Annotated in this window: 12 protein-coding genes and 1 pseudogene; 5 read left to right on the top strand and 8 right to left on the bottom strand. The window is 63.7% G+C overall.

Features of this window, described 5'->3' with window-relative positions; genetic code table 11:
* The first annotated feature begins 1,058 nt into the window (after positions 1-1,058).
* The gene (locus ON39_RS49505) at positions 1,059-1,310 is read left to right on the top strand and encodes a hypothetical protein (RefSeq protein WP_146251430.1); all 252 of its coding nucleotides are present in this window, start codon (positions 1,059-1,061) and stop codon (positions 1,308-1,310) included.
* A 128-nt stretch (positions 1,311-1,438) separates the two neighbouring features.
* Positions 1,439-1,648, top strand: a pseudogene (locus ON39_RS48035) (universal stress protein); the annotation flags it as partial.
* Positions 1,649-1,815: 167 nt separating this feature from the next.
* Here ON39_RS48035 and ON39_RS48030 read toward each other — a convergent pair.
* The 8 genes from ON39_RS48030 to ON39_RS48025 form a co-directional block, all read right to left on the bottom strand.
* Entirely contained in the window at positions 1,816-1,917 is a 102-nt protein-coding gene (locus tag ON39_RS48030; RefSeq protein ID WP_083895088.1) for an HNH endonuclease, read from the bottom strand.
* Between the two features lie 9 nt (positions 1,918-1,926).
* Positions 1,927-2,226, bottom strand: coding sequence for a hypothetical protein (locus ON39_RS43985; protein ID WP_040743144.1), 300 nt, complete (start codon positions 2,224-2,226; stop codon positions 1,927-1,929).
* A gap of 78 nt (positions 2,227-2,304) precedes the next feature.
* Complete coding sequence (locus ON39_RS43980; RefSeq protein ID WP_157195658.1) at positions 2,305-2,589, bottom strand: hypothetical protein; 285 nt, start codon at positions 2,587-2,589, stop codon at positions 2,305-2,307.
* Positions 2,579-3,337, bottom strand: coding sequence for a hypothetical protein (locus ON39_RS43975; RefSeq protein WP_040743139.1), 759 nt, complete (start codon positions 3,335-3,337; stop codon positions 2,579-2,581). Before ON39_RS43975 ends, ON39_RS43980 begins: the two co-directional genes overlap by 11 nt.
* Before the next feature lie 61 nt (positions 3,338-3,398).
* Positions 3,399-3,884 (bottom strand): SLATT domain-containing protein, encoded by a 486-nt coding sequence (locus ON39_RS43970; protein ID WP_157195657.1) that lies wholly within the window; start codon positions 3,882-3,884, stop codon positions 3,399-3,401.
* 117 nt (positions 3,885-4,001) lie between these two features.
* Positions 4,002-7,862, bottom strand: coding sequence for a CHAT domain-containing protein (locus ON39_RS43965; protein WP_040743131.1), 3,861 nt, complete (start codon positions 7,860-7,862; stop codon positions 4,002-4,004).
* A 318-nt stretch (positions 7,863-8,180) separates the two neighbouring features.
* Complete coding sequence (locus ON39_RS43960) at positions 8,181-9,521, bottom strand: tyrosine-type recombinase/integrase (RefSeq protein WP_040743130.1); 1,341 nt, start codon at positions 9,519-9,521, stop codon at positions 8,181-8,183.
* Positions 9,522-9,858: 337 nt separating this feature from the next.
* Entirely contained in the window at positions 9,859-10,122 is a 264-nt protein-coding gene (locus ON39_RS48025; RefSeq protein WP_246003250.1) for a hypothetical protein, read from the bottom strand.
* 427 nt (positions 10,123-10,549) lie between these two features.
* On the opposite strand from ON39_RS48025, the gene ON39_RS43955 reads away from it, so the two are divergent.
* From ON39_RS43955 to ON39_RS43945, 3 genes are all read left to right on the top strand, one after another.
* Complete coding sequence (locus ON39_RS43955) at positions 10,550-11,677, top strand: DUF4192 domain-containing protein (protein WP_083895085.1); 1,128 nt, start codon at positions 10,550-10,552, stop codon at positions 11,675-11,677.
* Complete coding sequence (dprA, locus tag ON39_RS43950) at positions 11,674-12,639, top strand: DNA-processing protein DprA (protein WP_051187916.1); 966 nt, start codon at positions 11,674-11,676, stop codon at positions 12,637-12,639. Before ON39_RS43955 ends, dprA begins: the two co-directional genes overlap by 4 nt.
* 543 nt (positions 12,640-13,182) lie before the next feature.
* On the top strand, positions 13,183-13,776 hold the full coding sequence (locus tag ON39_RS43945) for a hypothetical protein (RefSeq protein WP_040743128.1): 594 nt from the start codon (positions 13,183-13,185) through the stop codon (positions 13,774-13,776).
* Positions 13,777-13,805: the final 29 nt, after the last annotated feature.

Here is a 13,805-nt window from a genome sequence, read left to right as displayed (position 1 = left end):
TTCGAGCGCTTCGAATCGGTACTCACATGGGCCCTGTGGCAATTCGGGCCGGTGCACGCCGGAGTCGACCCGGATAATCACCCGCCCGAGGCCGACATCGCCCGCGAGTTTCACAGCCGCGACGACTGGCGGGCGGCGGTGAGGTCGATTGATCCCGCACCAGTGCTCACGGTCGTCATAGTGGGCCGCAGCCCGGGATCCGACGACGAACTCCGCACAATGGCCACGCTCGGACAACTAGGCCAGTGCCTTCTCGTCATTCCCCCGATACCCGAGGACGAAGTTTGGGACCGGCTGGTGCTCTTGGCTTCCGCGACCGGTACCGCGGCCGAGCTGCTACGTGCCGCGGCGGCGCACACCCGCGCCGTGCTCGGCGTGTACTTCGGACCCGATGGCCGTCCAGTCCTGGTCGCCGCGGATCGACGCGACGATCACACCTACCGCGCGATGGTCGCCCAGGTCGGCGCTGAACTCGTCGGCCGGGCGAAGGGCCGGCTACACACACCAGCTTCGGAATCTCGTCGCTCGCAAGACACCGATCTCCGCCGATGGCTCGTCTCCGGAAGCATGCCTCGAACCGTCAGACCGATGAACATCAAACGTGCGGCGTGGCACGCTCTCACCCAGCTGCGCTGGGCGGGCCGCAACCGAGACAACGACCTCGAAATGCTCGATCACACGCGAGCGCGAGTCCGCGACCACGTACGCAATGGTGAATACGGCGCGGTATACGACCAATACCTCACGCGAGAAAGCCGTTCCGCGATATCCCGCTCGCACTGGATCGAACAGTCGAGAGCGGCGTACGCCGAGGACAGCCCCGCTACCGAGGACCAGCGCGGCGCGGTGGCCATCCTCGGCAACACCGCTCTCTTGACCATCGTGCCGAACCAGCGACAGCCGATCCTGACCCTGACCTATCGCAGGCATCGGTCTGGACAATGGCAGATCGACCTGACTGACTCCGACCAGTGAAGCTCCTGCCAGTTGGCTGCGCGGGGGAGTATCCGTGCGTTACTCTCAAATCGACTATTTTAGCCCGGAACGGGAGTTCTTTGGTGACTGAATCTGTCGAGCACAAGTTTCTGTCCGAATGCGTCGCACAGGCCCTGAGCGAGATGGCCAAGACCCGCCTCTACGCCTATGTCGAGGCGGAACGCAGAAAATGCGACTTCGCGTGTGAACTCGACCGCGATTGGTCTAGACCTCTTGTCGGGCAAACGCTCTGGAGCCATATAGAAGGTGTAGACAAAGATATTCGCACAATTCTGCTCAACTCAGAAGCTGAAATCTGCGTCTACGTTGCGTAGGATACAGTGCGAGCGCGTCGGCTTATTTCGGAAGTAATGCTCGACTTCCGTTCGAGCACATTAGATGTCGCACCCCATCGATTTCGAGTGCTGTGTATCCCGCCAGACTTCGACGCCGATGACAAGTACCCGACGTCGACGTCACCCGCCTCGTGCACCCCTCCGGGCCCCGCGAACATCTCGGCATATGGTCCGAGTCGGCCCAGCTCATCATGGTCGCCAGTCGAGGTCGAGGCGGCTTCCGCAGCCTTCTGCTCGGCTCGACCAGCAATTGGCTTGTGCAGCATGCCGATTGCCCGGTCATGGTCGTGCACCCCGACAAAACGCGCCGGCCGTAACTTGCCGGACCGACGTCGACCTGCCACACGACAACCAACTCTGGCGGCAGGAGGCGCCAGCACCGATCCAAGCATCGTGCGGTCGACAACGCCCGCACGTCTCTGCCCCCGCAGGGCCGCCGAGAGTGAAGCAGCAGAGAACCTTCAGCCGCCAGGTCGGCCGACGATCAGCCGGGACGGACCTTGTTCGACTTGGTGCGGTTGCACCGCCAGCACAAGGTCTGCAGGTTGTCGAGCGCGGTCAGCCCACCCCTGGACACCAATGGCACGGGTGGAGTCTAGTTGTCCGGGTCGACGATACCGGTAGGGCTGCAGAGCTTATCGAGCCCTTGCTTGACGAGGTAGACGGCGACACCGCGCACGGTTGTCCTCGACAGCAGTTCGGTCAGCAGGTCGGCCAGTCGTGCGACGCCTTCGGGACTTTTCGCAAGGTCCTGTACGTCGGGGTTGCCGCAGATCAGATCCTGAAGGTCCGCTCGGTTGGTAGCGAACCAATTCTGCGCGCGTCGACGTAAGTCCTGTTCGCTGTCCTGATCATCGCGTGTGCCGCGAACGAGATGCGCTCCGAACTCTTGCAAAAGTTGTTCGTCCGACAGTTGCCAGAGTCGGGCAATTTCGTCATCGAACGAGTCGAAGCCGCGCCGGACTCAACGAATCTAATAATCTCCGAACGTATTTCGGTTGCCCGATCTGGGGGCGGCCGGCGCACGAAGCTCGAAGTCGATACCCGCATCGGTCATGCTGCGCGTGGCGTAGACAACGGCCATGGATTCGAGCCTGTCGTCGAGGATCAGGAACCCGACGATCCATTCGTTCTGGTCTTCGATGGTTGGGAACGCGAATCCGAGTCGCTGTAGATGCTCGACTTCGGTGCGGTCAGGCCAATGACCGAGGTGATGGGCCCATACTGTGCTCACCGGCGCTGCAGGGTCACTCATCATGTCCGCTTCTCCAGACGATCCAGTCCGCAGAGCACAGGTGATTCGATAATGCAGCTTGCTCTCCGGTCAGCCGCTGTGGACCCTCCGACGGGAATGCCGCGATTGTGACAGGGCGGCGCAGCCGTTCGGTCTCGCGTCGTGACCAGAAGAGCAGCCGTGGTGCTGCCCGTTCGACAAGCTTGTGATCGATGTACCCGTAGGTTGGGTCCTTCTCGTCGTACTCCGAGGTGAGGCCGAACTCGGCGAGTCGTCCACGTGCGCGTTCGGCGATCGTGTTGCTGCATACCTGGATGTCGTAGTCGCTGGGTTGTCCGGATATGCCCAGCCGCCAATAGGAGTCGAACGGTCGTTCGTGGGGGCGATTCTCTGGGTCGGCCCACACGCTGGCCAACTGCTCCATGATGCCGTCCAACTCGAAAGACAACGCAAAGTCCCCCCTTACCTGCCGGATGTACTGGCCAATCAGATTTCGGTCGTAGGTCATCTGCTTGTGCCTGCCGGAGAAGAACCGACCGGAACTTCCTTTCAGTCGCACGTCGATCTGAGTGATGCCGTCAAGAGCGGCGGCCTTGACGAGTTCGTCGACAAACTTCTGGTAGTCGTCCGATGTCATGCCGAGCGGAACTGTCTGTGCGGACATCTCTCGGAGTTCCTCGACTGAGACGCCGAGGAACCGCAGGTCTGCGGCGGTCGGCCGGTACCCTTTGCTGTCGTGCGGGTACGTCAAATCCGAGTCGGTCGAGGACAATGCGCCCCCTCCTGTCTTCTCCCGATACTGTGGGTGAACACTCCGTCGATACAGGGTCCACCTAGCCGACCTTGAAGTCACCCCTGGCCACCTTGGCCTGAGCTCGACGGAACGGCCGCTCCTGCAAGCCCGGTGCGCCACGATCTATCTCCGATTTCCGATCGGCGAACCGCCGCAACGCTTCTCGCACCTCGGGCAGCGGCACCGAGGACTCCGGGTCCAGATCCAAATCCCGGGTTTGGCGCACCTCGGCTCGCAAAGCGGCCAGGGAACGGCCGGTGTCCAGATGTTGTTGCGCAGACTCCTGAGGGTTCACCAGGGTGAGCACCGCGGAGGAGGCGCTGGCCGCAAGTGCCGCGATAGCCGCGAGCGAGGGCGACCATTCGGAAACAACTGCGGCCGCCGCGACCGCGCCTGCTACCGCAGCCGCTCCCCCCAGACTGCGGTGGAACCGTTGAGCGGACTCGGCCGACGCGAAGTGTGCCTTCTCGGTGTACAACAGATCGCTGATCAACTGCTCGGCCTCGACCTCGAAACGACTCCGCATATCGCCCATTGTCACCCCTACCTGCGCAAGTATCCTAGCTCGTCACTTGCCATAGAGCGCTGATGGCACCGAGATCGATTGCAGCGCAAACGATTTCTTTTATGCGGCGCCAGCGCCTTATCGGCCGATGTAGGCGAATGCAGCCCAGTGCACCGGATCTCGCAACGGCCGGGCGCGGGGACCGTGCACGGCCAGCCAATCGTCGAATTCGGTGCTGAGGGCTTCTGAGAATCCGATCTGGTCATCGAGTTCGGCGAACCATCGACGCAGATCGCGGGTCGTGACCGCGTGCAGCCAGTGTCGAACGTCGCGGAGCACAGTAGCGGCCGCGCGTTGCGGGTCGCTTGTGTGCAATTGCAGGAATCGTCCAATGGTGACGAAAGCGACCGGGTCATCCACTGGCCACATGCTCGCGCAAACCCCGCGGAAGCCGGCTTGGAGCAATGCCGAAGGCAGACCGATAGTTTCGTTGATGAATGTGGTGGAGACTTGCGCCGACGAGCATGCCGTCACGATCGCAATCGCACGTCGACGCCGTGGTAGGCGGTCCAGCAACGCCGCGGTGAGTGCTCCGTCGTCGAGATCCAGGCACACTCCGTCTTCGAAGTCGTAACGTGCGTGCCCACCTAGTACGGCACAGCTTGTTTCGGCGAGGTTGTTGAGAGCCCAATCCACCGTGGTCGGCTCTTTGCCGATGGGGCTCACGGCATCCGGGAAGAAGCCACGGGTCACCTCACAGTCTCCCTTCAGGAAGGCGAGGTCGGGCGCGCTACTCATCGCGATCGTCGGCACTCCATCGGCCCGGGGCGCGGTGACTGCGGAAAGGTGCCGCAATGTCGGAAGCGTCCGGACCTCGACGAGATGGTCGAGCCATGGTCCGTTCACCAGGCCTGCCGAGTGCAACGGCAACATTGCGGTGTGCGCGGTGGGGACGATCACCCATGCGCTGTCGATGCCGAGTTTTTCGATCAGCGGCGCTGCCACGGCGATCCACAGCCAGGCAGCGGTATCGATCGCATTGTCCGGGCTGTCGAGGAGATGCCCGATTTGTGTGATCACAGTCGCTTCGTCTAGGTCTGGCAATTCGATCGAGAAAGCCTCGCCACTCGGTTCCAGGATCAAAGCTGTGCCGCCACTGGAGTGGGTCACCAGATAGATCGCCCGCGTGTCTGGGTTCAGATCTCTGATCAGGTCTTGGATTTGGGGCCGCCTGCCGAATTCGCTCATCCCCGGGATGTCGCGGATCGTCTCGACAGCTTCGGCGAGCAGCGTGGCCGCTCTGGTCGTGTCGCGCGCGTCGCCGAAGTCTTCCTCGAAGTGTCGCTGCGCGCGAGAATATTCAGCGGATGCGACCCGATACCGTGCTACCTCCAATTCGTGACCGGGAAGGTCGGGTAGGAATGGCGCGTTCCGCGCGTCGACGAGGCAGTGGCGGACACTTTCTGCGGCGCGTATCGCCTCACGTGCCCCCGCGCCCGCCAGCACGAGAGGAACAGCGGTAGCAATCAGACCCTCGCTGACCGTCAGCGCATGGGCGCGTTGGTCCGGACTCGGCGCACCGTGCCTGGCCCAGTTCCAGAACTCATCGATCAGCTCGATCATCGTCTGCGCAGCATCTTGCTCGGACAGCGTTCGGTGCAGCACTGCATCGTTGAGGATGAGGCCCAAGTTCGTGACACAACGAGCGCGGTCAGGATCGGAAACTGGAAGCATCGTGAGGACGTCGAGCGAAAGGTCTACCGCTTCACCGAAATCGACATCGTCAACGATGCCGGCCCGTACACATTCCGCGATCACCGCAGCCAAGTTGGATCTGTTGATATGGTGCTCCGGATGGCCGCGAGGGGTAACGGCCTCCGCTTCGCGAGCCAGTCGCAGGGCCTCGACCAGCCTGTCGCTCGCCACGAGTCCAGCGCGTACGGCGTCGACCAAAATGCTGCTCAGTGTGGAGATGTACAGCACCCGGTCAGGATCCTCGGCACCACAAAGGCGCACCGCGTCCTCGGCCCGTTCCACTGCCTCGGGCAGATACCCTTCATCGAGCTCGGCCAGCAGGCTCGCAAGGGTACCGGCTCGCGACGCGCGAAGTGCTGCATAGGTTTCCGGCGTGCCGTCGAGTGCGTGCCGCGCGAGCTCGGCGCCGATCCACAGATCGTCTTGCTCTACGATCCCCACCTGGGCAGCGGTGAACAGCGTGGCCGACAGGTTGGCGAGGAATCCCACCCGATCCGGATGTCCCTCCTCGGTAGCGGCAACCGCACCGTAACCGAGTTCCATCGCTCGAATCATCTCCGCAGCCGGGACGATTCCGCTCGACACTGCTGCCGAGATGCGCACGGAGAGGTTGTCCATGCGTGAGGCCCGGTAGGGGCTGTCGACCTCGGTGCCGGCCAGCGCGGCCTCTTGTAGCGACAGTGCGGTGCGCAACTGTTCCTGATCGCACCGTCCCGCAGCCCAGCCTTCCGCGATCAGACTACCGAGGTTGGCCATCTGGGAAATCTTGTCCGGATGATGGTCTGAAGTCGCCATGACTGCGGCTTCTGCCGCACGGATCGCATCGACCAGCTCGTCGGCGTCGTGTAAACCGGCGTCGATCGCACGCGAGATCGCGTTGCACTCGAGCATCACAAACGCCGGTCTATCCGGATCATCGGGCTCGACCAACATAGTGGCCGCCCGAGCGTACCGGACGGCAGTCGTCAGTTCCTCCACCGGCATGACCATCGCCCAGACTGCTTGGCACAGATGAGAACTCAATCTCGACAAGCGCCACGGCAAATTCGGATCACCGGGTTCGGTTCGAGACAACGCCTTCTCCAGCCAATCCACCGCCTCTCGTAGGGAGTCGGCCGCCAAAACACCCGTCTCAACCGCCACACCGATCCGATAGCCGAGGTTGGACTCGAAACGCGCTCGGGCAGGGGATTTCTCGTCGCACAACCGCACCGACTCCCGCGCCAGAGTCAATGCCTCAACCATGTGATCCGCAGGCCGGTCGCCACGGTCCACCTGGTCCGAGATGACCGAGCTCACCGCCGAGATCACCTCCGCATACCGCGAATCATCGGCGGGTACCTCGCGCATCGCCCTACGTCCGAGCGGTAGCGCAGCGCCGAGCAGCCACACTGCCCCGTCGGCTTCGTAGCCGCTGATCAATTCACCGAGCAGATCCTCGAGCTCGCTGTACAACTCCGGACCTATCCGCTCCGAGGAGGCTAGCGATCGGGCGCGGACGACTAGGCGATACTCGTCTAGTGCCGCCGCAGTCCCCCGATCGCGTGCGGCACAGAGCAACCCAGTCATCTCGCCGACCGCGCGCTCACGGTCGCGGCCGAGGCCGAATGTCGTCACGTAGTTTTCGGCGACCTCGGCCGCTGCCGCCACCTCACCGAAATGGCCTTCGAAGCGCGCGAGGTCGGCTCCGGTAACTCCGGAAGGGTCGTCCGCCAGTTCCAAGACTGCATAGACCCATGCCTCGTCCACGCCTGCGGCGCGCGCAATGACGAATACGAACGCTCGGCGAAGTTCGGGATCGCTGCATCTCGCTGCCGTTTCCGTGACCCCCTGCACGAGCAGCGGCAGCACCCAGTTCACTTGACCATTGCGCATCTCGGAGACAGTTCGCACAACCGTATCGACAAGTCGGGGCGTCGATTTCGACCGCAGGGCCGAATCAAAATCGGCCAGCATCGCACTGTCCTCTACCGCCCGCTCTACACCGACTTCGACCGCCCGTTCCACATACAGTGCGGCGGCGAGATCTCGGCCGTACAGGCTCCTCACGACGACCGGATCGACTAGCTGCGGGTCGGCGCGGAGCATGCCCGCACGTTCGCTCCAACCCGCTGCGCGGAACCGCTCAACGCTGCCGTGCAAAGTCAAGGCATTGCTGGTGACCTCGGACGCCACGATCTCATCCAGAACCGTCCGCAACCTGCGATTCTGCTCACCCAATGTTCCGTCCTCGTCCTCCCCCATCGCACCGTACACGGAGGCGGATTCGACGTCGCGCCCGCCGCATCACATGTCGAGCTGATCTCCAGTGACGAAAGAGGCCCCGCGCCGGATTTCTCCGGTGCGGGGCCTCGAGCCGAAAAGCGCTGTCAGACCCTACTTTTCGAACAGCAACCTACAGGCAGTTGAGCGCCTTGGCCTCCCGCCGACGCCGGTGCAGGATCGGCTCGGTGTAGCCCATTGGATCCGTCCACCCATCCTGACCTGCATAAAGCGGTGGAATCAGCTGGCATGTGGCTGTTTTGTGGCCGTTTTGAGCGGCTCAGCCGGCATCCCTGGGAGTCACCGTGCATCGGCCAAGTCGACAACCATCCGCTCGTCAGGGACGTAGTGCCGGGCTGTCACAGGCGAGTTCTCCTCATGCCCGAGGATGAGGCGAGCGGCCGGGAGCTTGTACTTCTCGGCGACACGGGTCGCACGGGTCGAGCGCAGCGTTCTCGGTGTCGACCACTCCAGACCGGTTCCGCGAACGATCTTGGCCCAAGTCAGCGACATCTGCTCCGACCGCACCACCTTCCCTGTTCGCGAAGGGAGCACAAGGCGATGCCGCGGCTTAGCCGCGATCTTCCGTCGCCGCAGCATCGCCATACAATCGCCGCCAACCTTGATCGTCCGCATCGATTTCGCTGTCTTCGTGAACGGCTGCCGATACGCCAAACAGACCACGTCCTCGTTGTCGAAATCTGGCCAGCCGCGTGGGTACACGATCTCGTCGTCTGGGAGTCCGTACTGCTCGACGATACTTTTCACCTGATGCACGCGGAGCTCGGTATCGACGATTGTTCCGGTGACAGCGACCTCGCCCAGATCGAAGTCGATGTCGTCGAACCGGACGGCGAGCGCCTCGCTGGGGCGCGCAGCAAGCTCGTACGCCAAGGTTGTGAAGTCCAGATAGCGCTGCTCAAACCAACGGCACGCCAACGGGCGCGGGAAGTAATCGCGCTCCGCCTCCCGATACCAGTTCATCTCGTTCGCCGTAAACGGCTGAGGTTCGTCAGAGAAGTACGGGTTGACGCCAGTGCGCACGCGGCTCCGGTTGACGACGGTCTTCGTCCGAGTGCCCTTGTTCCCCGGCACACTGTTTACCGGGTTGTCGTCGCGGAGACCGTCGTCTACAAGCATCTGAAACGCGTTGCGCAGGATCGACTTCTGGCGGGCCTTCTTGTACGCGGTTCCGTTCATCTGCTCCAGGTGGATGCGGATGTGGAACGGCCTGGCCTCCAACGCCTTCATTTTCCCCAGCACAGAACCTGAGATCGTAATCTTGTCATGTTTCCCACGACCTTTCGTCGCCGGATTGATCTCCCTCCGATAGTGTTTGGCGTTCTGCGGGCGCTTCTTGTCGTCGTGCTCGTACAGCTTGAGCCACGCCAGGCACAACTCCTCGACCGTCACGTTCGAGCTGTACACGCCAAGAGACTCGGCCTTCGGTTTCCACGTAGCGACTCTCTTCTTCAGATTCGCGACGGCCTTCGGCTTCGACTTCCCGGAGGCGTGGACCTTCGTCGGGTCACCGAACGGCTCACCGACGAGGCAATGGATCTGGTACGTCTGACGCGACTCACTCCACTTCGGTTCGCTGAACTTCCCTGGGACCCCCGGCTCCAGGTCAATCTGCGACATACTCCACCGCCCTGTTCTCAACTGCGGAGCCGGAACACCGCAAGCCTCCGCCCACTGGGTGGCACGAGTACTGTGCAGTGTCTTCAGGGTCGGCCGATGGGCATCCTCGATCGCAGCGGCGCTGAGACAAAGGTCGGGCTCCTGCCTCGCTCGGATCCCCCGGCTGCGGCGCCTGTCTAGGCATTTTCCTGCCCCTTCCCACTCACTCATTCACCTTGGCTGCCAGGCACCAACATTCAGCTGTGCCGTGCAGCGAGAGCGTAGGAAATCCAGAACATGCACAAAAGACCATCGGCAGTAACTGCATGATTGCCATAGGGCCTCTGCGCACGCAGCACTACCGATCGCCGGACATGTTCTCTTCCACGAAGTCCCGTAAGCAACGCCACGGATAGCGAACACTGCGGCCATACTTCATATAGCGCGGCCCGACGCCGAGGTGCCGGTCGTTGGCAAGCTTGCCGACGGTGGTCCGCAGATATTTGGCAGTCTCTGCGGGAGTTGCCAACTCGCACACGTCCGCCCGCGTCGTCGGTTTATCCGCGGTTCCAAACCTCGCCTTTGAATCTTCGTTTTCCGCGCCAGATTGATCGTCGTCCATTCACGCACCCCCTCTCATTCCAAACATTGCCGTGCGCCACACAATTGCCGACCGATACCCACTCGCCTTTCGAAATCAACGGTAGTCAGTTTCCAGTCGTTTTCCACACCTCAAACACATCACCCACTACATTCCATATGGCGAAATATCACAGAGGGGGCTGACGCGTTGCTGGGCACGACGTAGCTCGTTTCGCGTTTGCGGCCTAGACGTTGCGTGAGGTCGACCGGCAGCCCTTGGGGCGGTGGGGCGGGCGCACGCTACACCGGCGGCGCGCGGGGTCAAGCCGCGAAGAGCGTGCGGCTTGACGCCCGCTGTGCGCCACCGGTGTCGGCGTGATACGCCCACCACCCCAAGGGGCACGGTCTCTTCGGTGTTTCGTTCCCGCCGTGCTTCTGGGGTTCCTTCTCCCTGAGGAGTAGTTGTCATGGCCGATTGGATTCGCGTTGATGACCCTGGCGAGTTGATCGTCGCGATGCCGGCGATGCTCGGATTCGTTCCGGAGCGGTCGCTGGTAATCGCGGTTCTGCGTGCCGGGAAGCCGCCCTGCGTCACTCCGGTGATCGATGCAGTCGCGCGCTTCGAGCTGGAACCACCTGGCGGGCGGCGCGGTATGGCCGCCCGGATCGCCGAATGCCTGTCCCGGATCTGCGCCGCCGAACAGGCCGATGAAGTGCTGGCTGTCATCATCGACGACCGCGCTAACGAACCCGGACCGCGCCAGGCCAATCCGCGCCGGATGGAGCAGGCCGCGATGCACACCGCGCTGATCGTCGCGCTCGATCAATGCCTCGCCGCTTACGAAGTCATGCTGGCCGGTGCCTGGGCAGTGTCGGCGATCCATGCCGGCGAACACTGGTGGCCGCTGCTGGGTGCACCCTGCGGTGGTGTGCTGCCCGACCCGGCTCAGTCCTCAGTGGCTATGTCCTCGGTGCTCGACGGGCGGCCGATTCACGCCTCGCGATCGGAGCTGACAGCGGTACTCGCACCGGATACCGAGCTGTGCGAGCAGGTTTCGGCGCAGGTGGAGGCCGCTCTCGAGAACGCGCGGGAACGGCGGGTCCGAGCCGCGCGCCACGGCGAGGAGGACAGCTACCGGCGCGCCTTACTGGAGAGGGTGCTGTGGCAGGTCGCGCACGCCGAATCCCACGTACTCCCGGACGCCCCCGAGATCGCCGGACTGCTTCCCGCACTCCAGGATCCGAAGGTTCGCAGCACACTGTTCGCGCTCGCCTACACCGAACAGGCCACCGCCGTGGAAAAGCTGTGGCTACGGCTGGTGCAGGCACTGCCGCTCCACTACCGGGCCGACGCCGCGACGCTCCTGGGGTATAGCGCCTACGTCCGTGGCGACGGCGCTTTCGCCGGGATGGCCCTAGATGTGGCGCTGGAATCCGACCCGGGTTACGAAATGGCCGGGCTACTGGAGTGCGGCCTGCGTTCAGGGATGCGGCCCGGGCCGCTGCGCCGTGTGGGGCGCAGCGGTCACGCGATGGCCGCCGACCTGGGTGTCGATCTCGGACCGCTGGTCGAATCCGCGGAGGTGTCGCGGTGAGCGATTCCAACAAGCGCAAGGTGGCGTGGGCGATGCTGTCGCGGATGGCGTCGGGCCCGTGCGCACCGCTGCTGGCACTGGTGGACAAGGTGGGCGTCGAGGAGACCGCGGCTGCGATGGCCGAGGATCCGATGCTGGCCGGCACGCGTCGAGGCTCGCAGAGTACGGCCGCCTTTGATCGGGCGGTAAGCGATCTCGAAGAGGTAGAGCGACTCGGTGGACGGCTGGTCACTCCGGATGACGCGGAGTGGCCGGTGGAGTCGCTGGCATGTCTGTTCATGGATTCCGATGAGCCCGCCCTCGTCAGACCGCTCGCGCTGTGGGTGCGAGGGTCGTGCTCGTTGCGTGAGGCGACTGCCCACGCCATCGCGGTGGTCGGGGCGCGCGCTTGCTCCAGCTACGGCGAGCACGTGACTGGCGAGTTCGTGAATGACCTTGTCCGCCAAGGATGGTCGGCCACTTCGGGTGCGGCGTTCGGGATCGACGCCGCCGCGCACCGGGCCGCGATGGCAGGACGCGGCCTCACCGTGGCGGTCATGGCGTGCGGCGTGGATCGTGTGTTTCCGCCTGACCATCAGCGGCTGCTCGAGCAGATTGCTGAGCGAGGGCTGATCGTCAGCGAGTACCCGCCCGGGGCGAGGGTAGGTAGACAGAGCTTGCTCGAGCGAAACCGGCTAATCGCCGCGCTGTCCCGCGCCGTGATCGTCATCGAGGCCGGCATGCGGTCCGGGAGCGCGCCCACGGTGACCTGGGCGCGGCGGATGGGTCGTCCCGTCTTCGCGGTGCCAGGCCCGATCACCTCGGCGACGTCGAGGGGATGTCACCACTTCATCGCCGGCGGCGAGGCCCAGCTGGCAACCAGCGCACACGAGGTTATTCAGGCCCTCACCACCCAGGATCCGACGGCAGCCGCGGCGTCGACCGGGATCGGGTTGCTAGGGCCCGATGGCGTGATCTGCTAATGGTTCGTCCGGGCCGTATTCCTCAGTGCGACAACGTATTTGGGTGGTAGGCAGACGCCTGCTACACCCGGCAGAGCGAGGGGTCAAGCCGCGAAAAGCGTACGGCTGGCCCCTCTTCGCGCCACCGGTGTGACCGCGATGCGCCCACCGTCCGAAGACTTCACCTGCTGACGCAGTCCGCCGAATCACCGCCGCGGGCGGGCTGGTCGGTGGGACGGGCGCACGCTACACCGGCGGTGTGGGCGGTCAAGCCGCATCGTGCCACTCGCGTTCGATGTTGCGCGTCCGGCCCGCTGGCCGGGGCCGCTGGCTGCGGCTTGACCGCCCACGTGCCGCCGGTGTCAGCGCGTGGCGCCCCACCGACCCATCCCGTAGCGGCGGGCCGCCGTCTTCGGTTCGCCGCGCACCTGCGGATGCTGTTCTCGGCTGGCGTGGACATGTCGTCGTGGTCCACGCCAGCCGATCCTCAGGATCACCGCTCCGTCGCCGGATCGCTGATCAGTTCTGTCCGAAATCGCCACTGTCAGAAAGGGTTCCATCGCCATGTCCCTCTTTGCTTTCACTGAATATCCGAGCGACAACTGCGCCGATCACGGTTCGGCGTACACGATCTTCCGCACCGACGACGCACCGGTGTCGGGCCAGGTGTTCGTCAACCTGCGCGAGCACTACATCGTGGTCGACGGGCACCGTGAGCCGCGGCCGGCAGCCGGCTTCCGGTTCTTCGGACTCACCGTCGACCAAGAATGGCTCGGCACACTGAAGTGCTCAGTCGCGTTCTATCCCGACTGGATGGGGCTGCGGTTCGGCGAATCGGTCCAAATTCTCGGGGAGTCAGGCCATCTCATCACCGACTACGGCCGCCAGCTCAGTCGCAAACCTCAGGTCCTGCGGGAGACGGTTTCGGATCTGGTGCAGGCGATTTCGGTGGACTTCCTCACCGATAGCCGGGTGGCGGAATACCGGTGGGAACATGCCGAGCAGCGCCGCCAGCAACTTTCCCGCAGAGCCGATGTGCTGTCCATGCAGCAGGAAATGACCTATCGGCGCCTCTGTGATGCCCGTGCCGCCACGGCGGCCGCCTACGCGCTCGTGACATCGGTCCGCGATAAGGCCAAAGCCGACCGCGAGCAATGAGATCGGTAGCGCCACAACCGTTCTCATCG

The organism is Nocardia tenerifensis NBRC 101015, assembly GCF_000308715.1.
In the GTDB taxonomy this organism is placed as follows: domain Bacteria; phylum Actinomycetota; class Actinomycetes; order Mycobacteriales; family Mycobacteriaceae; genus Nocardia; species Nocardia tenerifensis.
Note: the sequence above shows the minus strand (reverse complement) of the source record. Positions and strands in the feature narration are given on the sequence as shown.